22 protein-coding genes, 1 tRNA gene and 1 riboswitch are annotated in these 24,427 nt (G+C 46.1%); of the genes, 17 read left to right on the top strand and 6 right to left on the bottom strand.

Annotated elements, in window-relative coordinates; all coding sequences use genetic code 11:
* The first annotated feature begins 2 nt into the window (after positions 1–2).
* From BDD43_RS02585 to BDD43_RS02545, 9 genes are all read left to right on the top strand, one after another.
* Positions 3–1,445: a RagB/SusD family nutrient uptake outer membrane protein gene (locus BDD43_RS02585; RefSeq protein WP_121196209.1), complete on the top strand. Its 1,443-nt coding sequence runs from the start codon at positions 3–5 to the stop codon at positions 1,443–1,445.
* A 28-nt stretch (positions 1,446–1,473) separates the two neighbouring features.
* Positions 1,474–2,460, top strand: coding sequence for a cyanophycinase (locus BDD43_RS02580; RefSeq protein ID WP_121196207.1), 987 nt, complete (start codon positions 1,474–1,476; stop codon positions 2,458–2,460).
* 29 nt (positions 2,461–2,489) lie between these two features.
* Positions 2,490–3,506 carry a cyanophycinase gene (locus BDD43_RS02575; RefSeq protein ID WP_121196206.1) on the top strand — a complete coding sequence of 339 codons (1,017 nt, stop codon included), beginning with the start codon at positions 2,490–2,492 and terminating at the stop codon, positions 3,504–3,506.
* A 70-nt stretch (positions 3,507–3,576) separates the two neighbouring features.
* Complete coding sequence (locus tag BDD43_RS02570) at positions 3,577–4,758, top strand: threonine synthase (protein WP_121196205.1); 1,182 nt, start codon at positions 3,577–3,579, stop codon at positions 4,756–4,758.
* A 53-nt stretch (positions 4,759–4,811) separates the two neighbouring features.
* Entirely contained in the window at positions 4,812–7,610 is a 2,799-nt protein-coding gene (locus tag BDD43_RS02565) for a M14 family metallopeptidase (RefSeq protein WP_121196203.1), read from the top strand.
* A 389-nt stretch (positions 7,611–7,999) separates the two neighbouring features.
* Positions 8,000–8,638, top strand: coding sequence for a redoxin domain-containing protein (locus BDD43_RS02560; RefSeq protein ID WP_147425551.1), 639 nt, complete (start codon positions 8,000–8,002; stop codon positions 8,636–8,638).
* Positions 8,589–9,263 (top strand): beta-class carbonic anhydrase, encoded by a 675-nt coding sequence (locus BDD43_RS02555; RefSeq protein ID WP_317128740.1) that lies wholly within the window; start codon positions 8,589–8,591, stop codon positions 9,261–9,263. Before BDD43_RS02560 ends, BDD43_RS02555 begins: the two co-directional genes overlap by 50 nt.
* Before the next feature lie 9 nt (positions 9,264–9,272).
* Positions 9,273–9,343 (top strand) — tRNA-Cys (locus BDD43_RS02550).
* A gap of 31 nt (positions 9,344–9,374) precedes the next feature.
* Positions 9,375–10,265: a PIG-L family deacetylase gene (locus tag BDD43_RS02545; protein WP_121196199.1), complete on the top strand. Its 891-nt coding sequence runs from the start codon at positions 9,375–9,377 to the stop codon at positions 10,263–10,265.
* On the opposite strand, the gene BDD43_RS02540 is transcribed toward BDD43_RS02545, so the two are convergent.
* The 3 genes from BDD43_RS02540 to BDD43_RS02530 form a co-directional block, all read right to left on the bottom strand.
* Positions 10,231–11,715 carry a S10 family peptidase gene (locus BDD43_RS02540; protein ID WP_121196198.1) on the bottom strand — a complete coding sequence of 495 codons (1,485 nt, stop codon included), beginning with the start codon at positions 11,713–11,715 and terminating at the stop codon, positions 10,231–10,233. The genes BDD43_RS02545 and BDD43_RS02540 overlap by 35 nt on opposite strands.
* An 81-nt stretch (positions 11,716–11,796) precedes the next feature.
* The gene (locus BDD43_RS02535) at positions 11,797–12,603 is read right to left on the bottom strand and encodes a phytanoyl-CoA dioxygenase family protein (protein WP_121196197.1); all 807 of its coding nucleotides are present in this window, start codon (positions 12,601–12,603) and stop codon (positions 11,797–11,799) included.
* Positions 12,604–12,844: 241 nt separating this feature from the next.
* A complete protein-coding gene (locus BDD43_RS02530) occupies positions 12,845–13,630 on the bottom strand; it encodes an SDR family NAD(P)-dependent oxidoreductase (protein ID WP_246001415.1) in 786 nt (261 codons plus the stop codon).
* A 297-nt stretch (positions 13,631–13,927) separates the two neighbouring features.
* On the opposite strand from BDD43_RS02530, the gene BDD43_RS02525 reads away from it, so the two are divergent.
* The 7 genes from BDD43_RS02525 to BDD43_RS02495 all read left to right on the top strand — a co-directional run bounded on the left by BDD43_RS02525 (position 13,928) and on the right by BDD43_RS02495 (position 20,959).
* Positions 13,928–14,995, top strand: coding sequence for a hypothetical protein (locus BDD43_RS02525; protein ID WP_147425550.1), 1,068 nt, complete (start codon positions 13,928–13,930; stop codon positions 14,993–14,995).
* A 147-nt stretch (positions 14,996–15,142) separates the two neighbouring features.
* Entirely contained in the window at positions 15,143–16,063 is a 921-nt protein-coding gene (locus BDD43_RS02520) for a family 2A encapsulin nanocompartment shell protein (RefSeq protein ID WP_121196193.1), read from the top strand.
* Complete coding sequence (locus BDD43_RS02515; protein ID WP_121196191.1) at positions 16,047–17,810, top strand: family 2A encapsulin nanocompartment cargo protein cysteine desulfurase; 1,764 nt, start codon at positions 16,047–16,049, stop codon at positions 17,808–17,810. Before BDD43_RS02520 ends, BDD43_RS02515 begins: the two co-directional genes overlap by 17 nt.
* Before the next feature lies 1 nt (position 17,811).
* Positions 17,812–18,627 (top strand): serine O-acetyltransferase, encoded by an 816-nt coding sequence (locus BDD43_RS02510; RefSeq protein ID WP_121196190.1) that lies wholly within the window; start codon positions 17,812–17,814, stop codon positions 18,625–18,627.
* A 20-nt stretch (positions 18,628–18,647) separates the two neighbouring features.
* On the top strand, positions 18,648–19,928 hold the full coding sequence (locus BDD43_RS02505) for a cation:proton antiporter (protein WP_121196188.1): 1,281 nt from the start codon (positions 18,648–18,650) through the stop codon (positions 19,926–19,928).
* An 18-nt stretch (positions 19,929–19,946) separates the two neighbouring features.
* A complete protein-coding gene (locus tag BDD43_RS02500; RefSeq protein ID WP_121196187.1) occupies positions 19,947–20,504 on the top strand; it encodes a TlpA family protein disulfide reductase in 558 nt (185 codons plus the stop codon).
* A gap of 11 nt (positions 20,505–20,515) precedes the next feature.
* Complete coding sequence (locus BDD43_RS02495; protein ID WP_121201857.1) at positions 20,516–20,959, top strand: hypothetical protein; 444 nt, start codon at positions 20,516–20,518, stop codon at positions 20,957–20,959.
* Here BDD43_RS02495 and BDD43_RS02490 read toward each other — a convergent pair.
* Both BDD43_RS02490 and BDD43_RS02485 read right to left on the bottom strand, forming a co-directional pair.
* Positions 20,956–21,945, bottom strand: a complete 990-nt coding sequence (locus tag BDD43_RS02490; RefSeq protein WP_121196185.1) for an isopenicillin N synthase family dioxygenase — start codon at positions 21,943–21,945, stop codon at positions 20,956–20,958. The genes BDD43_RS02495 and BDD43_RS02490 overlap by 4 nt on opposite strands.
* Positions 21,946–22,065: 120 nt before the next feature.
* On the bottom strand, positions 22,066–23,196 hold the full coding sequence (locus tag BDD43_RS02485) for a cysteine desulfurase family protein (RefSeq protein WP_121196183.1): 1,131 nt from the start codon (positions 23,194–23,196) through the stop codon (positions 22,066–22,068).
* A gap of 59 nt (positions 23,197–23,255) precedes the next feature.
* Positions 23,256–23,357, bottom strand: a riboswitch (SAM riboswitch).
* A 137-nt stretch (positions 23,358–23,494) separates the two neighbouring features.
* On the opposite strand from BDD43_RS02485, the gene BDD43_RS02480 reads away from it, so the two are divergent.
* Positions 23,495–23,704 carry a hypothetical protein gene (locus BDD43_RS02480; protein ID WP_121196182.1) on the top strand — a complete coding sequence of 70 codons (210 nt, stop codon included), beginning with the start codon at positions 23,495–23,497 and terminating at the stop codon, positions 23,702–23,704.
* 216 nt (positions 23,705–23,920) lie between these two features.
* On the opposite strand, the gene BDD43_RS02475 is transcribed toward BDD43_RS02480, so the two are convergent.
* A complete protein-coding gene (locus BDD43_RS02475) occupies positions 23,921–24,214 on the bottom strand; it encodes a winged helix-turn-helix transcriptional regulator (protein ID WP_317128821.1) in 294 nt (97 codons plus the stop codon).
* Positions 24,215–24,427 lie beyond the last annotated feature (213 nt).

Here is a 24,427-nt window from a genome sequence, read left to right as displayed (position 1 = left end):
ACATGAAAAAGAAACACATACAATATTTAATTATAGCGGTAGTAATTTTCATTTCTGCCTGCAAAAAGGATTACCTGAAACAGGTCCCTTCAACCTCCGTACCTGCGGCAACATCTATACAAACGCCTAATGACCTCACCGATGCGGTTAATGGACTATATGTAGCCGCGAGAAGCAGCTCTTTGTTCGGGCAAAATGTTCCGATCTTAGGGGATTTGCTGGCGGACAATGTTTTTGTAAGCTCATCCAATTACGGTCAGCTGATTACGGAAAGTAATTATTCGTTCACATCCAGCAGCGGCGAAGCCAGTGGCATGTGGACGCAAGGGTATTATACCATTTTACAGGCTAACCGTATCATCAATGCCGGGCTACCCAGTAGCCCTACTGTTGATCAGTTGAGAGGAGAAGCTTATACATTGAGGGGCCTTACTTATTTAACTTTAGTGAACTACTTTGCCACGCCCGCCACTATAAATCCGAACGCTTTGGGTGTTCCGATTGTTACGCAACCGACCTATGCGACCGGACCCTATTTAAAACCAGCCCGTAATACGGTTGCCGAAGTCTATGCACGCATCATCACCGATCTGGACAGCGCGTATGCATTGATGCCGACCTCGGCCATAGCGGCGACCTATCATAACACCAGCTCAAATTATATTGCCAAATATGCTGCCAAAGCGATCGAGGCCCGGGCCTACTTGTATAAGGGCGACTATGCCAATGCCCGTGATGCAGCACTTTTAGTGGTACAAAACGGTGGCTATACCTTGGCAACTACGCCAAGCGCATTCGCGGCTTATTGGTCGAGCAACGCGGGCAATAGCAGTAAACTGGAAACTATATTCGAGTTCAATAACAGCGTGACCAGTAATTCCACTGCGATGGCCGGTTTGTACTACCAGTCGAGCAATGGCGAAATGTTGGCTACTACCTCGTTATATAATTCCTATAAGTCAACTGATAGCCGGAGGGCTTTGATCCTGAATGGTATCCGTAAAGGAAACGGACAACCTGCGTTCGTGGTGAACAAATACTCCAACTATTTAAATGCCGATCCGGACGAGATCAAAGTTATCCGTTACGCTGAAGTGATCCTGACGCTGGCTGAAGGCTATGCGCGTACCACCAATGAAGGGCAGGCTTTGATTTATTTGAATCAATTAGCCAAACTACGTGATCCCGCTTTCGCAGGATATACCTCAACAGGCCAGCAATTACTGGACGACATTGAAAACGAGCGGAGAAAGGAACTTGCTTTCGAGGGCTTACGCTTCTTCGACCTTACCCGTTTAAACCAGGTCATCAATCGTCCGGCCGAGCCGTTCAGCTATCCGACCTATACACCGGTATTGACGACCGATATCAGGCGCCTTCAACCTATACCCCAGATAGAAATTCAGGCCAACCCGAATATCGTACCCAATCCGGGATATAATTAACCATCACAAATTCCATCACCATCATATTATGAAAAGAAAATTCATCCTTACGTTACTCATAGCCATGATCGGCTATGGTACAGCCTTTGCCCAGCAATCGCCCATTACAGTAAAGAAGTCGACAACCAGGCATGGCCCTGAAAAGGGCTCATTGATCATCATCGGCGGTGGCGGGTCGACGCCGGCAATCTGGGCGAAATTTACTGAACTCGCCGGGGGCAAAGATAAAGCCCGGATCATCGTGATCACCACCGCCGCAGGTGATTCAGCCGAATTTGCGACAGGTACCGTAAAATCGGTCATCAAAAATACAGGGATACAAAATGTTACCCTGGTACATACAGGTGACCTGGAGGTCGCTAATTCCGATGCTTTTGTAGCACTGATCAATAATGCCACCGGTGTCTTCTTTGACGGGGGCAGACAATGGCACCCGGCCGAATCGTACCTGAACACCCGCGCGCACCAAGCCTTTTTTGACCTGCTGAACCGTGGAGGCGTCATTGCCGGGAGTTCTGCCGGAGCTTCTATCCAGGGTTCTTTTCTATGGAGAGGAGATACCGAGGGTGCGCACATTCTGGTGGGCGACCACACCCAGGGCCTTGGCTTCTTAAAAAACTCTGTACTGGACCAGCACGTGATGACCCGTAACCGGATATTCGATTTGACTGATTTCGTCAAACAAGCGCCTGAATTTATCGGCATTGGTTTGGAGCAGGCTACGGCCGTATTGGTGCAACGCGATACCCTTACGGTGATCGGAAAAGCATATGCCTTGATCTATGATTACAATACCATTATCGGTAATGGCCCTAAACACATCGTTAACGGCAAGGAGAATTATAATGCCTCAAACGGCCCATTCTTCTTTTTGCACGAGGGCCAGCAATATGACCTCCGCAAGAGGCGCGTCATCGAGCCGGTGATCGCCAAAGCCAAGGCTCCGGTCAAAGGCAATAAGTACGCGCCTAAAAAAGCAGCTAAAGCTTCGGCTGACGGAGAAGATGACAATTAATGATCAACCCTAATCATACATATAACACAATGAAAAAAAATATATTCACGGGCCTGTTGCTGCTGTCGGCATCATTTGCGGCATTGGCACAGGAGGTACCTGCAAAAAAAGTATTGACTCCTATAAACGTTTATCCCGCGATCAGGATCACTAAATCACCCACCAGGCACGGGCCTGAAAATGGTTCCTTACTGATCATCGGCGGTAACGAAGGTGACAATAAAGCCATCTGGAATAAATTTACTGAACTGGCCGGCGGCAAAGATAAGGCGATAATTGTGGTCGTCACCACGGCTGCAGGCGACGGAGCGGTTAAGGATGTTGCCGCCATTGACAGTATTAAAAAACATACAGGTATTACCAATGTCACTTTGCTACACACGACTGACCTGAAGACAGCGAACAGCAAGCAGTTCATAGAACCGCTAACTAAGGCCACCGGGGTATTCTTTGTGGGCGGCAGGCAATGGCGTATAGCCGATGCTTACTTAAACACACTGACACATAAAGCGTTTTTTGATGTATTGGCCCGCGGAGGTGTCATTGCCGGAACTTCAGCGGGTGCCAGCATCCAGGGCTCGTTCTTGTGGAGAGGCGACACTCATGGTCCCGAAATCACGATCGGCGACCACACACAGGGGTTAGGCTTTTTGAAAAATTCAGCGATCGATCAGCACTTATTTATCCGTAACCGAGAATTTGACCTGGTGGAGCTTATCCGTAAATCACCGAAGCTAATTGGTATTGGGATAGATGAAGCTACAGCTGTAGTTATTCAAAAAGATACACTTTCCGTAGTAGGAAACTCTTTTGTGGCGATTTATGATCATGCCACAATCGCAGGCCTTTCTCCAAAGCATGTGATCAATAATAATGAAGATTATAACAATTCCGACGGACCGTATTTTTTACTGCATGACGGGCAGCGTTATGACCTGAATGAGCGGAAGGTAATTATTCCTCCTCGCAGACCAAGGGGGCTGCGCGCGCCAAGACCTGCTGTTCCGGGTACCACTCCGGCTCCGCCTGCTACCAAAGAGCCGTAGCAATAAAAGACTAACCTTTGATAAAGGATTGGCAGCCTCAAGGCTGTCAATCCCTCGTAAATAAAGACCTATGATCATCGAATTAGAACAGAGCTCGTTATTAAGGGCCTTGAAATGCCCGGAATGCGGAACGTCACACGAAGTAACCGTGATTCAAACTGTATGTACCAGCTGCGCTTCCACGTTATTTGCGCAATATGATTTAAACACGGGCATTACTAAAGACAGCTTAGTGGGCCGCCCGGCAAACATGTGGCGATATAAAGAATTCTTGCCGGTTAGCAATGAAAAATATATCGTTACATTGGGTGAAGGTTTTACGCCGGTCATACCGGTTTGTCAGCTGAAGAAATTCACTTCGGATAACGAGGTTTTTTGGAAGGATGAATCCGGAAATCCAACCGGTTCATTCAAAGCCCGGGGCATCAGCGCGGCAGTATCAAAAGCACTGGAACTGGGCGTAGCGGTAATTGCCACGCCGACGGCGGGCAATGCAGGCGGTGCATTGGCTGCCTATGCGGCGCGCGCGGGAATTAAGGCAATAGTTTACATGCCCAAACAAACCCCTCAAATATTTAAAGACGAATGCCGCCTATACGGTGCTGAATTGGTAGAAGTAGACGGCAGCATCAGCGATTGCGGCAGGCTGGTTAACGAACAGGCTTTAGTGCACGGGTGGTTCCAGCTATCCACGCTGAAAGAACCTTATCGTTTGGAAGGTAAAAAAACCATGGGTTATGAGATCGCAGAACAGTTTAACTGGCAGTTGCCCGACGTGATATTTTACCCTACAGGAGGAGGAACCGGCCTCATCGGGATATGGAAAGCATTCGATGAAATGGAACAGTTGGGTTGGATAGGCAGTAAGCGCCCGCGTATGGTCGCGGTGCAATCTGAAAGCTGCGATGGCATCGTTAAGGCTTTTCAGACCAATAAACCAGTGGCTGACTTTAAAGACGGCGGCTTCACTATTGCCAATGGCCTGCGGGTGCCTAAGCCTTATGCCGACCGTGTCATACTCAGGGTACTAAGCGAAAGTAACGGGACAGCCATCACCATTACCGATGAAGAGATGAGCAGTGCCCTGAAAGAAATCGCCCGGCACGAAGGGATGTTAATCGCACCTGAGGGAGCCGCCCTGTGGCAAGCATTCAAAAAGCTGAAAGCGAAAGGATGGGTACGGCCCGGTGAAACGGTGTTGCTGATCAATACCGGTAGCGGCTACAAGTACCTGGAAAACGTTGTCATTTAGTATCTTAGCAATATTGTATTCTCATTGATAAAATAAACACTGCATCTTTCAAAATGAAAAAAGTTTACCTCACCACGTTCCTGTTGGCATGTTTCACAAGCCTGTTGGCGCAAACCATCCCATCGCCGAAAGCGTTTTTTGGCTTTAACATTGGCGACGATTATCAACTGGCTAATTTCACGCAAACCGAGGCTTACATCAAGAAACTGGCTGCTTCGCCGAGAGCCAAATATTTTGATATGGGCTTGACCGAAGAAGGTCGCCATCAATTCATGCTGATCATATCTTCGCCCGAAAACATTAAAAATATTGAAAAATACAGGGATATCTCATTAAGAATGGCTCATGCCGAAGGCTTGACCGATCAGGAGGCACGCCAACTTTCAAAAACCGGAAAGGCGGTCGTTTGGATCGACGGTGGGCTGCATGCCAGTGAAACCGTGGGGATCCATCAGCTGATACAAACTTCTTACGAACTGATCAGCAGGGATGACGAGGAAACGAAAAACATCCTGGATAAGGATATTATCCTGATGGTACATTGTAACCCGGACGGGCAGGAATTGATCTCGAACTGGTATATGCAGGAAAAAGACCCGCAAAAGCGAAACATGAACGTACCCCGCTTATGGGAAAAATATGCCGGACACGATGACAACCGCGATTCGTATATGATGAACCTGAAGGAAATTCAAAACATTACCCGTCAGCAGTTTATTGAATGGATACCGCAGATCGTTTACAATCATCACCAGGCAGGGCCACAGGGTTCAGTGGTTGCCGGGCCGCCATTCCGCGATCCCTTCAATTATTTGTATGATCCTTTACTAATGACGAGGATAGACGAAGTCGGATCGGCCATGAACAGCCGACTTAACGCAGAAGGTAAACCGGGCTATACCCAACGCTCAGGAACTGAGTTTTCGACCTGGTTCAATGGCGGGGTCCGTACAGCGACTTACTTTCATAACACGATCGGCTTGTTGACCGAAATTATCGGCAGCCCGGCTCCCTCAACGATTCCCGTAGTACCGGAGCGATTGATCCCAAACAGCGCCACACCATTTCCGGTGCTACCGCAAACCTGGCATTTTAAGCAGTCGATTGATTATTCGCTGTCCTTAAATTATGCCGTGCTCAATTATGCCGCTCGTCATTATGATGAGTTACTTTTTGATCAGTACCGTATGGGCAAGAACTCCATTGAACGCGGTAGCCGGGATTACTGGACGCTTTCTCCAAAACGTTCAGATGCCATTGTCGCAGCAGCAAAGGCAGGTGAAGCGAATGATACAACCGCCCGCGTCCGCAGCGGACGCAGGGGCGGAAGCGGTGCCGTGACCGTAGGCAGATCGGCTAACGGGCCTATCGCCTTGAAATATTATGATGCGGTGTTAAAGAATCCGGAATTACGGGATCCACGTGGTTATATCATTAGCGTAGATCAGCCGGATTTCGCAACGGCGGTTAAGTTTGTTAACTTATGTATCCGCTCCGGTTTGATCGTACATAAGGCTACCGCGGCTTTTACCGTCAACGGCAAAAGCTATCCTGCTGGCTCGTACATCCTGAAAACCAACCAGGCGTTCCGTCCGGAAGTGCTTGACCGTTTCGAGCCGGAGAATCATCCGAACGATTTTCTCTATCCCGGAGGCCCACCGATCCGACCTTATGATATGACCGGATGGACCGTTGCTTACCAAATGGGTATCAAATTCGACCGAATACTGGATGATTTTAATGGTCCGTTCCAACGAATCCCTTATGGTAAATTACAAGTCTTGCCGCAGGCTCCGGCACCATCAATTGCTAAAAAAGGCTACCTGATCAGTCCATATGCTAACAATTCTTTTATTGCTGTGAACGACCTCCTGCAATCAGGTGCAAAGGTTTACCGGGTAATTGAGCCATCGGGGAATGTACCGGCCGGCACGTTCTATGTCGAATATTCTGCCCCGGCTAAAGCCTCGCTGGAAAGATCAGCTAAAGAGTTCTACGTAACCGCAGCAACGGCCGGTAAAAAGCCTGCGAAACTGGCCCAATTCAATGCCGCGCGGATCGCGCTGTTTGATCAATACGGTGGTTCGATGACTTCCGGCTGGATCCGCTGGTTGTTTGAACAATACCACTTCCCGTTCAAGGTCGTCTACCCACAGGAATTTGATGCCGGTAACCTCAAAGATAAGTATGACGTCATCATCTTTCCGTCAGGAGCTGTTCCTGCTCCTCCAAGAGCCGATGGGAGCGGCGGCTTTGCCGGTGGTTTCGGGGGCCGCGGCGGGCGCGGCGGTGGCGAAGTGCCGGACGAATACAAGACCTGGACCGGCAGGATAACTGCAGACAAAACCGTGCCCCAGCTCAAAGCTTTCCTGGAAGCAGGTGGTAATATTGTAACGATTGGCAGCAGCGTCAACCTCGCTTATAACCTCAATCTACCCGTGCACAACGCTCTGGTAGATCAGGTAAATGGTAAAGAGGTACCTTTCTCAGGTGATAAATTCTTTATCCCCGGCACCATATTGCGGGTTTCGCTGGATACCAAGCAACCTGCTGATTATGGCATGTCTGACGAAGCCGACGTAATGTTCGACAGCAGCCCGGCTTTTAAACTTGACGCCGACGCCGAACAAAAGGGTGTTAAACGTTTAATATGGTATGCCTCGGATAAGCCGTTACGCAGCGGCTGGGCATGGGGGCAGCAGTATCTGAAGGATGATGTGGCCGCATTTTCTGCCCAGGTAGGTAAGGGTACGCTTTATTCCTTCGGTCCGGAGATCACTTTCCGCGCGCAGCCACATGGCACTTTTAAATTATTGTTTAACGAGCTTTATGCAAAGGGCATAAAGAAATAATAAGTGATAAACCCCGCTCCTGATTACATTATTGGGGGTGGGGTATTTATGATCGCGGACTGCCAAAAAAAATTATATTACGATTAAATTATATAAAGTCTATAGACTTAATAGAATAATAAATATATTTGTTCATCATGTCAATAAGTATAAAAGACACCATCCAAAACACTGTGACCGCAGGCACTTATTGTTGTAATTAATATCCATCCTGACCGGGCTTTTACTTAACCTTAAAATTGATATGTACCTATCCTGCAAGTTCCAAACGAACTACCCTTACTGGCAACGTGAATATAACGAAGTTCTCTTTGGACTGGCATGGTGTTGCGGCTGATGATCACGCATCCATTGTTAAATATTCACTTATCCGTTGTCTTAGCATAATTATGTCTACAAAAACTAAATATCCATATTTTGATTCCCTGGAGCTTTTGCTCGAGAATGACTTTCTGTTCAAACCATTCAAGCCGCTTATTCCGGTTAAAGCCGGAAATAACATTCCTGAAATGCTTTTTTCCAAAGATTTCGGCAAATGGCAGCAATATGTCAATGGTGCGAAAGCAACCGGCCCGATTCCATTTGCCAAATTCAACGCACAGCCGCTGGTCGTAGCCTTCTATTCTCAGTATTGGGGGCAGGCAGGTATCACACAACTTTTGCATCTCAACAAATTACATCACGAAGTTAAGGCCGTTGGCGGTAATCTGGTTGTGGTCATCCCCCATAAAGAGACGTTGTTGCCAAAGCTTGCCTGGAAACACGAGCTAACGCTTACTTTTTATAATGACCAGCAAAATGATATCGCCCGGCAGTTTCGGGTCTTTAACGAAGACAGCCCGGCCTGGAACTTATTTACAGGCGTAGACGAGAATGTGCCTTTACTGGCAACCTATGTGTTGAACGCGGCAAACCAGATTCTTTATGATCATCTCGACCTGGATCTTTCGGATACTTTCGCAGCGGATGAGGTCTTGAATGCTGTTCACCAGGCCGCTCATGATGCAAATGGCCGTCGGTCGGCCTAATCTTCTATTTATTAAAATCATAAATGATATGTCCAATAAAACAATAATCCACAACCAGGTATTAAAAGCGAATCAAGCTTATGTGAAAGATTTCGGCGTCAAAGGAAAGTTAGCGTTGCCGCCGGCCCGTGGTTTTGCTATCCTGACGTGTATGGACGCGCGGCTGGATCCGGCGCAATATGCGGGACTAATTGAAGGCGATGCCCACGTCATTCGCAATGCCGGGGGCAGGGCGAGTGACGACGCGATCCGTTCACTCATCATATCCCACAAACTATTAGGCACCAAAGAGTGGTTCGTGATCCATCACACCGATTGTGGGATGGAACTATTTACCGATGATATTATCCGCGGACTGTTGGCAACCAGTTTGAACACGGCTACCGTAGACGAAAAAGGATGGAGAAATTTAGATGAGAGCGGTGGCTCGGATGAAGCCAAATTCATTTCTTTTCTAACGATCAAAAACCTGGAAGGTAGTGTGGTGGAAGACGTGACCCGCATCCGCAGCCATCCGCTGGTTCCCAAATCTATACCCGTGTACGGTTACATCTATGATGTAAAATCCGGTAAGCTGAATGAAGTGGAAGCGGCAACAAAAGCTGGAGAACCAATAATTAATTAACGTTTTTAGGGTCACATGGCCGAGCGGTTAGGCAAGGGTCTGCAAAACCCTATACGGCGGTTCAAATCCGCCTGTGACCTCTATTTTTTTTGCTTTTTCTAAGTTTAGTTAATGCTCAGATACTACTTGTTTTGCTATTTATTTTGTGCAGCGCTGGCTGTTCAGGCCAGCGCCCAGCATAAAACCGGAGCACCCCGTATCCTTGTTGTAATGGCTCACCCGGATGATGAGAGCATCTTGTCGGTCACGCTGTATAAGATCGCCCGGGAGCAGCATGGAACGGTTGACCTGTTCATCATTACCAACGGGGAAGCCGGCTATAAATACTCAGTTTTGGCAGAGCAATACTATGGTGTCCCGTTAACGGTTGAAAAAGTAGGACGGGAGCTCTTGCCGGGTATCAGGAAAAAGGAACTTCGGAATGCGGGACATATTTTGGGTGTGTCAGGGTATTATTACCAGGACCAGCCGGATTCCCATTATGGTTTAAGCGAAAAGGAGCCATTAGATACCAGTTGGAATACAAATGTTGTATCTCAGCGTTTGAATGAATTACTGAAAAAGAACAGCTACGATTTTGTGTTTTGTATATTGCCTGAACCTGACACACACGGACAGCACAAGGCCGCATCTATATTGGCCCTAAAGGCCATCACTTCTTTACCTGCGGGAAACAGACCGGTCATCTTGGGAGCGCGTACCCGAAATAAAACCGATACCGTGTGCCATTTTCAGCAATATTCAGACTATAAAGATACGAAAGCAGATTTACGTGTGTTCCAGGTTGATCGCACAGCAACCCTGGGTTTTAAGAACAGGTTGAATTATAAAGTGATCGCCAACTGGGAGATCGCTGAACATAAATCGCAGGGAGCTACTCAAATGACGATGAATGAAGGCGATCTGGAAGAATTCTGGTATTTTACACTAAACGGAGAAGCTGGTTTAGCAAAAACCAGTCAATTGTTTAATTCGCTGAAGCGAACACCGGAGGTGAATTGACCGTTAAGGCATTCTTGTAAAATCTTGCCGCGTCTGTTTTAAATTTGGCATCACCATCGCCGATGTAAACCATATGTCCGGACTGGTATTCGTTCACAGCAATATTGCGCCGCAAAGCCGGGTTCAAACCTAGCCGAACGATCACTTCCTTTGTTGCTGCCATCGGTGTCGACAGATCGTAATAACCGCAAATAATATTGACGCGCAGGGATGGGTCATTAACAATTACCTTTTCCAGTATGCGGGAAACGTTAAGAAATCCATTTACCATACCGCTGCCATAGTTCCACGGTGGGTTGATCGTTGCCTGATATTGTTTGTCCGTTTTATAGCTCAGGTCGTCATGGATATACTTATTGAAAGTACTTAGAAACAGCCTTCTGATATTGGTTTCGCTGGGATCTACGTAATGATCTTTTAGTGCTTTGCCTGTAAACCGGCTGTCAAAACATCCTGTAACTAATTTATTTTTACTTAATACATTACTTATGAAGAGGTTATCGGTAATTCTACCTTTGGTTTGAATGATCAATTTTCTTGATAAGCCAGTATAATAATGGAGTGAGTCCACGAGGAGGGCCGGCATTGCTGTCGCATGTTGATTGAGGTAATGCGTGAAGGCGTGTTTAGCGAAATACGCAGCCTTGTCGTACAAAGCTCCCGGGCTCGATTTTTCCAACACAGGATTAAGCATGTGGTGATACTGCGCCGTAAGTGTATAAGTTGGTAAATAAGCGATGTAAGGGCGATCGTTGCCGGGATTGAAGTTAAGCAATTCGTAGTTTAACGCGGGCGATATCAGGGTGATACCGCTTACCTTAACCTGTAAGCGTGTTTGCAGGTAATCCGTCAGTCCTACGGCCCTCGCGGCACCGTAACTCTCACCAGCGATAAATAGCGGGCTGTTCCCGCGTTGATTTTGATCCAGGTAACGTGTGATAAATTCAGCGATAGCATGAATATCCTGATCGTATCCGTAAAATTGTGTGGGGTCCGATCCCTCAGCTGCCCTGCTGTAACCTGTAGCAACCGGATCTATAAAAACCAGGTCGGTAAAGCCCAACCAGGAATACGGGTTATTCTCGTACTGGAAACCTGATGATGGCGCGTCGCCCTTTCTGTTTTTGAATTTGACCCGAACCGGGGCGAATGATCCCATGTGGAGCCATACCGATGCTGACCCCGGTCCTCCGTTAAAAACAAAAGTTATTGGCCTCTGAGATGATAGTAAGTCGTTTTTTTGGTAAGCAACGTAAAAGATATCTGCAGCAGTTCGGTCCTCCGAATCATCAATGCGAATAGAACCGGCTGTGGCATTGTATTCGACTTGCTCTCCGTCAATAAGGGCACGATGTATCGTATGGCAATAGGTATCGGTAATCCTGCTCCACGAACCAAATAGCAATACGCAGATCAATGCAAAGAGCGGCAAATATATTTTAGATTTCATGGATATTCCATTTAGGCTGCTTTTAAAATTGCCTGCCTTTTCCGCGGGATCAGGTAAGCGATAAAAAGGGCGATCAGCATGTTATTTAATTAAAGCGGCGAAGCGCTGGTAAAAGGCTGTCGGACTTTCGGCGGTTTTGGGTTCGTATTTACCGGCAATGATCGGCATGTAGATCACCCTACGGCGGCTTTCTTCGCCGGTCACCGAAGATTGCGCCACCCTGTGCCATAGCCTTCCGTCATGAATGGTCAGATCACCCGCCGTTGGGGAGATGGCCACTTCATTGGCATCGGCATCGTTGTCCAAAAAGTACTTTTTCCGGAAAAGCATTTGATAAAGATTCTGCTTATGGGTTCCCGGCAAAATCCTTAAGCCGCCGTTTTCTGGTTTTACCGAACTTAGGTGTATCCCTACGTTCAGCATAGGGTTGAGTTTTTGACCGTGAAAAATGTCGCGCAAGCCATCGGTATGCCAGCCCATTTGTGTAAAGCTACTTTGTTCGGCATTAACGTAATGGTTAAAAACCATACCGTCTTTTTCGTCTGTACCTATTCTTGCGCCGGGTCCGGTGAGATTTAACAACACCTGAAGACGTGGATCCAAAGTAAACTCATGCAATAGGGAGCTATACTGGTTGATGAAAGCAAAGCGTTGAACGATTGGTGTTCCATCAAGATCTTTACCATATTTAATAGGCACGCCGTTCACCTTTTCAACGGCGCTGTTGATCCAGTTTTTTTGTACCTCTTCGGAGGCTTTGATGATATCGCTAACGGTTTCGGGTTTAATAAAATCTTTAAAATGTATAAAGCCGTTGCGGTTAAAAAAGTGTTGTTGTTCTTCGGTGATAACTGTCCCTAGGGTGAATTTTTGATATTCGGTATTCATAATGGTAGTAATAAACAGATAAGAAAATACAACTATCCGTACTGGTGCGGTTAGTTTACAAGGAGAATAGTAGGCGGGAGATTAACAACAACAGCCACACATGACCCTTTGGGAAAGGGACATTCGCATACAGGGTGCGGACGGGATATGTTGTTTGTTTTTCAAATGTATATAAAGTCTATAGTTTTTATAGACAATGCAAATGTAGAGAAATATTTACATTGCAAAAATTTATTTGAAATTATTTAGCGTTCCGATATAATCCGGCACTGATCCGTTCTATCCATGCTTTATTCAGATGTTTGGCGCCGTAAGCGGATAATTTATTCAATAAGCCAGGGATAATCTCAACTTTACACTCGAACATTCCTTTCAGTCCGATCCGGGCGACATCTGCTGGCTGCATATTGAATTTATCGGCAAGATCAGCCAAACGATCAAGTCCCGCGCGATGCGCAAATCCCGTGTCGGTAGGGCCGGGAGAAAGTACAGTTACAGAAACGGAAGTATTTTTTAACTCATAACGAATGGCCCTGCTGAAGGAAATAATAAAAGCTTTGCTGGCAGCATATAAGGCCAGCGTAGGGAGCGCCTGGTAGGCTGCCATACTGGATACATTCAAAATATAAGCCCGTTCTTGATTTTTAAGCAAGGGCAGCAGGTGATAAGTCAGCTCAACCACCGAATTTAAATTCACCTGAAGCATGTTGAGCTGTTCGGCCAGCGCCAATTCCGCAAAATCTCCCCATAACCCGTAACCGGCATTATTGATCAATATTGACACCTCTGCATGGAGACCGCGGCACCAATCCGCGACAATTTTAGGGCTCAGCTGATTCGCAAGATCTGCAGACAAGTAGCTGACTTTTACCTTGTAACTCGCGATAAGCTCGTCAGCTAATAGTTGCAATTCGTTTTCAGTCCGCGCGATCAGCAGCAAATTGTAACCTTTTGCCGCCAGCTGTGAAGCCATCGCCTTGCCTATTCCCTTACTGGCACCCGTTATTAAAGCATATGATCCCATCATGCTGCAAGGATAATAAAAAAGACGACCAATTTTGTAGTCTTAATTAAAAATACTATGTTTGTCTCCGATGAAAGGTATTAAATCACTTCATGCTATTTTAAACAGCACTTCTTGCTGCATTTGTTGTTGTTGGTAACAGCAACAACTCCGCCAAAATGTATTTTCCTTATTCACTTTCATTTATTTACAATGACCCATCTTGATCAGCCGCGCCGTTTTTATCCCTTTACAATCATAATCATATTGTTTGTATTCACTTTACCAGCTTTTGCGCAAAGGGCGGTAGTAAAAAAATTCATGACCCCGTTCAAAGATTCTTCTTCTTACAGCGTGTTCAAGGATCACCCGGTTATCGCGTTCAATGATGCACACAAAATCAAAGTAGCAACTCCCTTCCTTAGCACAACTCCGGAAGACCATCTGGTGAATAACATCGATGTCGTAACCAAAGAACCGCAGGAACGAAAAAAACTGTTAAGCTATTTAAAAACAATAGAAGTCCAAAACACTACTGCAACGAGCCAGGCAAAGGTGAAGTTCTATTACCATATGGCCAATATTTTTGCCCGGTTGCGTTTGTACCCCCTTGCCATGAAATGTTTCTTAAAAACAGTCCCTAAAACGGCAAAAGAAAAAAGCAGGCAGCCCGAGTCCGTTACCGATACGGATAGTGACCAGGTGGATACGACCGAAGAGGGGTACCTCGCTATCAATAGTAAGGATGATTCCCTGGTCAATTACCATGCAGTGGCACTGAAGTTGAACCGCCCGGTTGAAAGTAAAGCGATCACTTATGAACGGATCAGGCAAACGTTCGATGACGGAAAAGAAGCGGTCGCTTATGCCATGCTGTTCCACGTTAAGCAACCTGTGCGGGGGAAACGTAAGGTATTCGTATTAAATAATGTTGGGCATACTTTTATCACCCTGATCAAGTATAATTCAGATTATACCTATACCTCTTTATCGGTGGGTTTTTATCCTAAAAAAGACAACTTGCTGTCGGCAACCCCTTTGATCCCTTCCACTTCCTCTGTTTTCAAAGATGATTCGGGTCATGCTTGGGACGAAGTTTTAGGTAAGTTCATTTCTAAACGGAAATTTGAAAAGATACAGGGCTTGATCGGGCAATATAACGGGATCAAGTACAACCTCAGTAAAAATAACTGTACGGATTTCGGAATCAAGGCGGCTCAGCTTGCCGGTATCGGGATGACGGAAACCTATGGAACCTGGCCGTTAGGAAGGGGAAATAATCCTGCAATTACAGGGCAAAGTATTTTGGAGCATAAATTTTTAAACACCGATCCGGGCAATGCCGATGCGATCTTTATGGATGCTTTTTCAGCTATAGTAAAACAGTAAATTGCTTTTAACTTCATCTGCCTAAAAGATTCGACTCATAATTTTCAAATAGAATATATAATCTATAGATTTAATATACTATAATTGTAAAGTATCCTTTATTCAGGCTACAATTGACAGATTATTAACTCATTTTTCTAATTATTTATGCCCGATCAAAAAAACAAACAGACCGCTTTAGGCGACGTAGCGGCCAGGCAGTTGGCCATCGCTACCAGAACCGTTCCCCAGTTAGGCACCATTACACCACGATGGCTAACCCATTTATTAAACTGGACACCGGTAGAGTCAGGTGTATACCGTTTAAATAAAGTAAAGGATGCCGACAACGTAGAGGTTGATTGTTCAAACCGCGATGAACGTGAACTGCCGTCTACCTATGTCGACTATGTAGAAAACCCGCGTGAATATAATTTGAGTGCTGTAAATACGGTACTGGATGTGCATACGCGCGTATCCGATCTGTACAGCAAACCCTTTAACCAGATCACGGAGCAATTGCGTTTAACGATCGAGATCATCAAGGAGCGCCAGGAGAGTGAACTGATCAATAACGAGGAATATGGCCTGTTGCATAGCATTGTGCCGTCGCAAAAAATCAAGACCAGGCTCGGCCCACCTACACCGGATGACCTGGATGAGTTGATTACCAAAGTTTGGAAAGAACCTGCTTTTTTCCTCCTGCATCCATTAGCTATTGCCGCTTTTGGCCGGGAATGTACACGCCGTGGTGTACCGCCGCCAACCGTAGCTTTATTTGGATCTCAATTCCTAACCTGGAGAGGTATACCGCTGATCCCTTCTGATAAATTACCCATTGTAAACAACAAATCGAAAATATTATTGCTCAGAACCGGGGAAAGCCGGCAGGGAGTTGTAGGTCTCTACCAGCCTGGCTTACCGGGCGAGCAGTCACCCGGCTTATCTGTTCGCTTCATGGGTATTAATAACAAAGCTATAGCATCTTACCTGGTTTCGTTGTATTGCTCACTGGCAGTATTAACGGACGATGCGATAGCGGTTTTGGAGGATGTGGACTTAGGAAATTATTATGAGTACAAATATTAATTCGGAAGAACATCCAAATCTGAGCGCACTCGAAAACCTGGCGAACCAGTTTTTTAAAGCTTTACCGGGGCAAAGTATCAACCCGGAACCCGTTGTTGAACAGGCAAGCGAACAATTGCCGTTAAGGAACGACAACTTGCAGCAAAGCTACGAGCCTCAACTGCGCGACAAGGCTTTGCGTGATAATAGTTTTGATCATTCACCGCCCTCGGCTTCGGGTGTGGGGATATCGCCATCAGCTGCCAATCAAAATAACGCGGTGGATCTGCGGAACCCCCAAACCAGTTTTGCTGACCCAAATTTGGCAGTAGCTAAACCTGCCGATAATTTGGCCTTACCTTTTCAGGACGACCAGCCTTTTGAGAGCCGGTTGCAGGAAATATTGAGTAATGTTCGTATATCCTCACCGGCAATAAGAATTCCTTTTGATGAGGATACCGATGTGCCGTTTTATTTCCTAAAAAACAGGAATAACCCCTTACAGGGAAAAAATATTTTTGATCGCGATACCACCAGGGCCGGGCAGCCGATCGCGCCGCCCTTTGATGTAAATCTGGTCAGGAACGATTTTCCAATCCTGCAAGAAAGGGTAAATGGCCGCCCCCTGATCTGGCTGGATAATGCAGCTACCACGCAAAAGCCCAGGCAGGTGATCGACCGGATATCTTATTTCTATGAGCATGAAAACTCCAATATACATCGTGCAGCGCATGAACTGGCAGCAAGGGCAACCGATGCCTATGAAGGTGCCCGTGAAAAAGTAAGAGCTTTCATTAATGCTGCTTCGGTTAACGAGATCATCTTTGTACGGGGAGCTACCGAGGCCATTAACCTGGTTGCCAAGAGCTGGGGGGAACAGCACCTGAACGCGGGTGATGAGATCATCGTCAGCCATTTGGAACACCATGCGAACATTGTTCCCTGGCAACAGCTGGCAGCCAAAAAGGGTTTAAAGATCAAGGTGATACCGGTTGACGATGACGGGCAAATCCTACTGGATGAATACGCCAAATTACTCGGCCCGAAAACTAAATTGGTTGCCTTTACACAGGTGTCTAACGCATTAGGAACGGTTACACCTGCTGCAAGGATCGTGGCGCTGGCACATCAGGCCGGGGCTAAGGTTTTGGTTGACGGGGCACAATCCGTATCGCATATGAAAGTTGATGTTCGTGCCTTAGATGCCGATTGGTTTGTTTTCTCGGGACATAAGGTGTTCGGGCCGACAGGCATTGGTGTGGTTTACGGAAAAGAAGCACTGCTAAACGAAACGCAGCCATGGCAGGGAGGCGGCAACATGATCGTTGACGTAACATTTGAATACACCCAGTACCACAAGGCACCGAGCCGGTTTGAAGCGGGCACCGGTAATATAGCCGATGCCGTGGGTCTTGGCGCGGCAATCGACTATGTGAATAAGATCGGTATCGACAATATTTCGAGGTATGAGCATTACCTGCTGGTTTACGCTACCCGCCTGTTGAAGGAGGTGCCGGGTATCCGTTTGATTGGTACCGCCGCTGATAAAGCCAGCGTGTTATCATTTGTGCTGGATGGTTATAAGACCGAAGAGGTAGGCGCTGCTTTGAATAAAGAAGGTATCGCTGTACGCTCGGGCCACCATTGTGCGCAACCTATTCTGCGCCGTTTTGGGGTTGATGCAACAGTACGGCCTTCCCTCGCATTTTACAATACCTGCGCCGAAATTGATACGCTGGTGAATACTTTACACAGACTGAAAAAATAACATGAAGGATCCGCAGCTGAATGGTTTTATCGAGTTACTTTTTCAAACGCATAAGGCGGAGTGGGAAGCTACGCCATCTAACGAGCAGGCGATCCACTGGCTCAGCGATTTGCTGGAGTTTTTGTTCCCTAATAACCGGCTCAACAAGAAAAATATCTATGAGGGGCAGTTAAGAAAGAACCAGATCGAATTGGAAAACGTGTTGTTGAGCTATTTAGACGCCGAACAGATCAACATAGGCGAAACTGTGGATAATTTTTATGCTTCGTTGCAGAATATCTACCAGGATCTGAGGTCGGATGCTACAAGGATACATGAAAAAGATCCTGCGGCAGGAAGCGTACACGAGGTTATTGTTTCTTATCCCGGGTTTTATGCCATTGCTGTTCACCGGATATCACACAAACTTTCAGAGTTGCATATCCCAATTTTGCCAAGGATATTGAGCGAGCATGCGCATGGAAAAACAGGCGTAGATATTCATCCCAATGCCCACATCGGCGTACCGTTCTGTATCGATCATGGTACCGGTATCGTTATAGGTGCTACCAGTATCATCGGCAAAAATGTGACGATTTACCAGGGTGTTACTTTGGGTGCATCGCAGGTGAGCAAAGACCTTTCAGCTACCAAGCGTCATCCAACCGTTGAGGACAATGTTACGATATATGCGCGTAGTACGATACTGGGTGGCAAAACGGTGATTGGGCATGACAGTACCATTGGCGGCAGTGTTTTTCTAACCAAAAGCGTGGAACCATATTCGCATGTATTTAATACCCATCAATTGAGAATAGAGGTTAAATCGAATTTATAAACATTGAACTGAAGCAATTCATGGTATCCAAATTAAGCTCATCCGAAATTATTCATTTTTTGCTGATCCTGATCGCCATCCTGATTCCGGCCAGGATATTGGGCGAGGTGTGCCGCAGGTATAAACTACCCGCCATAATCGGCGAAATTTTTGCGGGTATCATTGTCGGGCCTACTTTGCTTGGCGCTTTCTTTCCCGGCTTGTTTAAAAACCTGTTCCTGGCCGCGCCCCAGGCTTACGGCGCTTTTGATGGTATCGCCAATATCGGTATTATCCTGCTCATGTTCATTGCGGGTTTCGAAGTGGACTTGAAGCAGATCAGGCAAAACGGTAAACAGGCGCTGGCTATCAGTTTAACCGGGATCATTTTTCCGTTCGCCATTGGCTCTATTTCAGTATGGTTCCTGTATCATAGTCATTTCGCCAATTCGGCCAGTAACCAGCTAACTACATCGCTGTTCTTCGGCACGGCCTTATCCATTACCGCGCTATCCGTAATTGCCAAAATACTGCTTGATCTCGACCTGCTGAAAACCAAAATAGGGAACATCGTATTGACCGCAGCTATGGTTGATGACTTTTTAGGGTGGATCTTGTTTTCGATCATCATCAAAATGATGAATGCCGGTAAAGAGGACGCTTCCTTTTGGTCGGTAATTGTCGTTGTGTTATTCGCTGCTTTTATGCTAACAGGCGGGCGCTGGATCATTCACCGGCTACTGGAGTTAGCCGGTAAAAGTGAAAAGATAGGCCAGGTGTTTACGGTAGCGGTATGTTTGTGTTTTATAGGTGCCGTGATCACAGAGTATTTGGGTGTACGCGGTATTTTCGGGGCCTTTTTGGTCGGCATCGCCATCGGCGATTCGGAATACTTTACGGCAAAGCATAAGGATATTTTGCACCAGTTCACCATCAATGTACTGGCACCCTTATTTTTTGCTTCTGTGGGCCTGCGGCTTGATTTTATCGCCAACTTCAACCTGGAAGTTGTATTGATCATCTTGGTTATCGCATGTTTGGCTAAGCTCATCGGTGCCGGCATTGGCGGCGTGGCGAGTGGCATGTCCAAAAACGAATCGATTGCCGTGGCATTCGGTATGAATGCCCGCGGATCACAGGAGATCGTTCTGGGCTTGATCGCCCTGCAGGCCAAGATCATCACCGAACCCGTATTTGAAGGGCTGGTGGTAATGACCGTGGTAACGATGGTAATATCCGGGCCTATCATGAAATATTACTTTTTAAAAGAACAAAAAGAATCCGGCGGAAAAATAGCGTACCTGAAACCCGTCGAACTGTGAAACCATATTTATCAACTCATGAAAAAAAGAATCTTATTCCTGCTTTTAAGTTGCCTGGCCGTCGGCGCGTTGGCCCAAACGGTTGCTACAAAAACCGATGATGACCGGGGCTATATTGTTAAAGTAGGCGATGTTGCGCCGGATAACTTCTCGTTAAAGTTGGCTGATGGCAAAACAACCTCGCTGAAAGAACTGCGTGGTAAGGTAGTGGTGTTGCAATTCACCGCAAGCTGGTGCAGCGTGTGCCGTACCGAAATGCCGTACTTGCAAAAAGATGTATGGGAAGCCAACCAAAACAAAGACTTTGTACTGATCGGCGTAGATAGGGATGAACCTTTGGAAAAGGTTCAAAAGTTCCACCAGGATATGAAGATCACCTACCCGCTGGCGCTTGATCCGGGGGCCGATATTTTTGGTTTGTTCGCAGATAAAAAAAGCGGCGTGACCAGGAACGTGGTGATTGGTCGTGATGGCCGTATCGTTTTCCTTACGCGACTGTACAGCCCGGCAGAATTTGCTGCGATGGTGAAAGTAATTGATGGCTTGTTAGCTAAAACCAGTGCATCTGTTAACTAATGAAGTATGTTATGAAAAGAAAACTGGCTCACTGCGTTATTATGGGGTTACTGATATTAATCAGTAACCAGTCATTCGCACAAAAAACCACCGTTGATGCGGCACCCATCACGATTGAGAATTACTATAAGATCAAATGGGGTTATGCGGATGAGTTCATTGCATTATGGAAAAAGAACCATTACCCGCTTTTGAAAAAATTGTTGGAAAAGGGCGATGTATTGAGTATCAAAGCGGAATCGCCGATCATCCATAGCAGCGAGGACAGCCGATGGGATTTTAAGGTAACCCTTACTTTCAAGACCGAGCACCTGGCTTTTGACTACAGTATCACAGAGCCCTTTAAGAAACAGCTCTTTCCTGACCAGGACAGCTACCAGAAAGCGGAGCAGCACCGCTTCGAACTGGTTATTGCACATTGGGACGTACCGGTGGAAAGTGTTGCCCTGCCCTAAAGTACTTCTTTGCGTAAACCGGGAAACACTTTACCTATCTTTTGCAAAAGATACTCGCCATAAGTTCCTTCAAAAGCATGGATATTCGTTTTGTCCCAACGCTGCGAAGTATCCTGCTCCCGAATATTGTCCGGGATGTTAGTTATCGCTTCGATCTTGCTGTCAAATCCCGGATCAAAAAATAGCGGAAATGATAACCTGCTTTGACCTGATGTGTTCAATACCCGGTGCGGGGTGGACCGGTAGAGCCCTCCTGTCATCTTGTCGAGCATATCGCCGATATTGCAGATGAACGTGCCTGGTATAGGTGGGGCATCGATCCATTCCCCTTTGCTTTTTACTTGAAGCCCACCCACCGAATCTTGTAATAACACCGTTAGTAAGCCATAGTCGGTATGCTCTCCGACTCCCCATTGTGCAGGCTTTGGCGCTTGGGTAGGATAATGAAAAATACGGAAAAGGATAAGCGGGTCGCTGGTGTATTTTGAATAAAAGTAATTTGCCGGCAAACCTAAACTGAGCGCGATTCCTTTCATAACAAGCTGTGCGGTTTCGGTCACGGCATCTACATAAGCCAACACGGTTTGGTCAAAGCCTGGTGGGTAGTCGGGAAATAAATTTCGGCCATGTAACGGTATACCTGCATTAACCTTGGGATGATCATCGGGCAATTCGGTGCCAAAATACAGGCCTTCTTTTTTATCAGGTTTGCCAGACGTAAGTTCCGCGTTAACCGGGAAAAATCCCCGCCAGGCGCTGCCGCCTTTCGCCATGGCGATCTTTAATTTTTCGCTTTCCACGAGCGCGAAAAAGAGTTTGCTTTTTTCCATCAATTCGCCTTGCAGTTCATCGTCCACGTCGTGACCCGAAACATAAAAGAAACCATGCTCGGTACAGGCATGATAGATTTGCCTGGCGATGGTAACCTGATGTTCCGGGTTGTCTATTTGCTGGAAGTCGATGATGGGGATAATTGTTTTATGCATGATATAAGTTCAAGACCTAATATAAGCGATTTAAGGTACTATGCTAAGCGGATTTTCTTATCGTAGTTAATTTAATGCAGCTTGCATATTCCTAACTTCCAAAAAAGGTCATTGGATCATTCAGGCTGCCACCGAATTGTAAACCGCTGCCAGTTTTTCTACCACCCGTTCGATCTCTTCAGGTGTATTGAATTTACTGAATGAAAAGCGGATAGTTATTCGTGCAGGATCCGCCCCGAGCGCTTTGAGTACCAGGGAAGGCGACCCACCTGAACAGGCGCTGCCACCGGATACCGCTATACCTTCACTATCCAGGTAGTGGAGTAAATCAATGTCTGCAGGCGCAAGGCTCACGCTTAAAACCGTATAAAGACTTTTATCGGGATGCGCTGAATTTCCGTTGAACCGGAGGTCCGGCAATATTTCTGTTAAGTTGCCGGCCAGCGAGCTTTTTAACTGGCTGATATATTTGCTGTCTTCTTCGATATGGTTACAAGCGATCTCCAATGCTTTGGCCATTCCAACAATACCCGGTATGTTTTCAGTACCCGCACGTGCGCCGCTTTCCTGCCCCCCGCCATGGATGATCCGGTTCAGCTGCTGCCCTTTTCGGCAATACAAAAATCCAACACCCTTAGGCCCGTGAAACTTGTGCGCCGAGGCCGCCAAAAAATGCACCTTTAATTTACTGAGATCATGCCGATAATGTCCCATGGTCTGTACCGTATCCGTATGAAACAGAGCACCGTATTTTTCACAGAGATCGCCGATAAATTCGATATCATTCAGGTTACCCACTTCATTATTGGCGTGCATAACAGATACCAGGTTACGTGTATTGGTCATTAGCAAATATTCGAGATGTTTCAGGTCTAGATTGCCTTTTTTGTCGTGCCTGATAAAGCTGATACGGGTATGATATTGCTGACTTAAGGATCTCAGTGTTTGTAAAACGGCTGGATGTTCGAATACCGTGGTGATCACATGGTCGATCCGGTTGGCCGTCACCGCTGAAACGATGGCGATGTTATCTGCTTCGGTTCCGCCTGAGGTAAAAATGATCTCTTCCGCTTCTGCATTCAATAAGGTGGCTATCCTCTTGCGGGAACTTTCCAAAGCGGCCCTGGCTTCTCTTCCTGCACCGTGGTTTGAAGAAGGATTTCCAAAATGATTCAAAAGGTAAGGGGTCATCGCTTCCAGTACCTGGGGGTGGAGCGGAGTGGTGGCAGCATTGTCGAGATAAATATTCATCTTTTTTATTTTTTATGTCTTATCTACCTATCGCCAGAAAGCTGTGGGACAGCTATGTATTCTTATCGTTCTCCCGGAGGAGTTGGAGTTAGCACCTTTTATATTCAATAGAGGTTGCTAAGACGTCACAGGGCCATTCCCTCGGTCTTTCTGGATAAGTATAAAGAACGTTTCACCAGCAAATATAGATTATATTCTATAAAGTCTATAGTTTTTATAGAATTAATTTGAAAAGTACAATTCTTTGTATAGATTTGTCAAGGAAGTACTCAAAATAGGGGCTCATGTAATTTAAAAAATGGCGTTGGAAGGATCGTTAAAAAACATTTGGAAAAGGATCACTTCATTCCTTTATTACGGCAAAGAAAGCAAGCCTGCTGATGACAGCCGGCTGATATGGGTTTCGACATCATTGACATGGAATGATGACCTGCCGGTTTGGAACGACGCTTATTCGAATCATATGAGATCGTTACACGATTCATACTTTACGGAGCATCTTTTTTGACTTCTGTGTGAAATAAGAATTCTTTTCATATTAGGTTTATAATTGGTTAGTAAATGCCCCTGCCCATCAGGGGCTTTACTTTTTTTTAAGAGGTTAAGGCCTTTATTTCGCCGATCTTGTAAATAAAGCAACAGACATATTACTCATCTGATGAAGCAGTATTCACATCTATTTACCACCTAATTTTTTCATCGTCAACCTGACGTGTTTTAAATTCTACGAGGTGGTCATTTCCTTAATGATGTTTTTCCTGTGTTGCTTTCCCCAAACGGCCATTTCATCAATAATTGGTTTTAGCGATCTTCCGTAGCCAGTAAGTTCATATTGAACTGTTATGGGTTTTGTTTCCAGGACAGTACGCTTAACTAATCCATTTAACTCCAGTTCCTGCAATTCTTTGGATAGCATTTTGGCTGCAATACCCTCAATATTTGCAATGAGTTCCATGAATCGCTTTTTCCCGAAACTAAGGGAGCCAATTATTCGGATTTTCCATTTTCCGGATAGCATATCCATGGTGTCGCGGATCGCCCGGTGGTGAGCGCATCTAATTCAAAAGATAGTTTCATTTGAAGTTTCAAATAGGTTACAAAGTTATTTTTGAGCAGTCTAATATATTGATTTTGAGCAGTCTAATATATTGATTTTGAGCAGACTTTCTTGACAAGCCATCTGATTGGTTAGTCAGACTCTCAAAAATAGTATTCGCACCACAAGCAGTCC

The organism is Mucilaginibacter gracilis, assembly GCF_003633615.1.
Taxonomy (GTDB): Bacteria; Bacteroidota; Bacteroidia; order Sphingobacteriales; family Sphingobacteriaceae; genus Mucilaginibacter; species Mucilaginibacter gracilis.
Note: the sequence above shows the minus strand (reverse complement) of the source record. Positions and strands in the feature narration are given on the sequence as shown.

Bases quoted from the DNA above. Each gene is read 5' to 3' on its own strand.
- BDD43_RS02585 (WP_121196209.1), top strand. From the start codon at position 3: ATGAAAAAGAAACACATACAATATTTAATTATAGCGGTAGTAATTTTC.
- BDD43_RS02580 (WP_121196207.1), top strand. From the start codon at position 1,474: ATGAAAAGAAAATTCATCCTTACGTTACTCATAGCCATGATCGGCTAT.
- BDD43_RS02575 (WP_121196206.1), top strand. From the start codon at position 2,490: ATGAAAAAAAATATATTCACGGGCCTGTTGCTGCTGTCGGCATCATTT.
- BDD43_RS02570 (WP_121196205.1), top strand. From the start codon at position 3,577: ATGATCATCGAATTAGAACAGAGCTCGTTATTAAGGGCCTTGAAATGC.
- BDD43_RS02565 (WP_121196203.1), top strand. From the start codon at position 4,812: ATGAAAAAAGTTTACCTCACCACGTTCCTGTTGGCATGTTTCACAAGC.
- BDD43_RS02560 (WP_147425551.1), top strand. From the start codon at position 8,000: ATGTCTACAAAAACTAAATATCCATATTTTGATTCCCTGGAGCTTTTG.
- BDD43_RS02555 (WP_317128740.1), top strand. From the start codon at position 8,589: ATGCTGTTCACCAGGCCGCTCATGATGCAAATGGCCGTCGGTCGGCCT.
- BDD43_RS02545 (WP_121196199.1), top strand. From the start codon at position 9,375: ATGCTCAGATACTACTTGTTTTGCTATTTATTTTGTGCAGCGCTGGCT.
- BDD43_RS02540 (WP_121196198.1), bottom strand. From the start codon at position 11,715: ATGAAATCTAAAATATATTTGCCGCTCTTTGCATTGATCTGCGTATTG.
- BDD43_RS02535 (WP_121196197.1), bottom strand. From the start codon at position 12,603: ATGAATACCGAATATCAAAAATTCACCCTAGGGACAGTTATCACCGAA.
- BDD43_RS02530 (WP_246001415.1), bottom strand. From the start codon at position 13,630: ATGATGGGATCATATGCTTTAATAACGGGTGCCAGTAAGGGAATAGGC.
- BDD43_RS02525 (WP_147425550.1), top strand. From the start codon at position 13,928: ATGACCCCGTTCAAAGATTCTTCTTCTTACAGCGTGTTCAAGGATCAC.
- BDD43_RS02520 (WP_121196193.1), top strand. From the start codon at position 15,143: ATGCCCGATCAAAAAAACAAACAGACCGCTTTAGGCGACGTAGCGGCC.
- BDD43_RS02515 (WP_121196191.1), top strand. From the start codon at position 16,047: ATGAGTACAAATATTAATTCGGAAGAACATCCAAATCTGAGCGCACTC.
- BDD43_RS02510 (WP_121196190.1), top strand. From the start codon at position 17,812: ATGAAGGATCCGCAGCTGAATGGTTTTATCGAGTTACTTTTTCAAACG.
- BDD43_RS02505 (WP_121196188.1), top strand. From the start codon at position 18,648: ATGGTATCCAAATTAAGCTCATCCGAAATTATTCATTTTTTGCTGATC.
- BDD43_RS02500 (WP_121196187.1), top strand. From the start codon at position 19,947: ATGAAAAAAAGAATCTTATTCCTGCTTTTAAGTTGCCTGGCCGTCGGC.
- BDD43_RS02495 (WP_121201857.1), top strand. From the start codon at position 20,516: ATGAAAAGAAAACTGGCTCACTGCGTTATTATGGGGTTACTGATATTA.
- BDD43_RS02490 (WP_121196185.1), bottom strand. From the start codon at position 21,945: ATGCATAAAACAATTATCCCCATCATCGACTTCCAGCAAATAGACAAC.
- BDD43_RS02485 (WP_121196183.1), bottom strand. From the start codon at position 23,196: ATGAATATTTATCTCGACAATGCTGCCACCACTCCGCTCCACCCCCAG.
- BDD43_RS02480 (WP_121196182.1), top strand. From the start codon at position 23,495: ATGGCGTTGGAAGGATCGTTAAAAAACATTTGGAAAAGGATCACTTCA.
- BDD43_RS02475 (WP_317128821.1), bottom strand. From the start codon at position 24,214: ATGCTATCCGGAAAATGGAAAATCCGAATAATTGGCTCCCTTAGTTTC.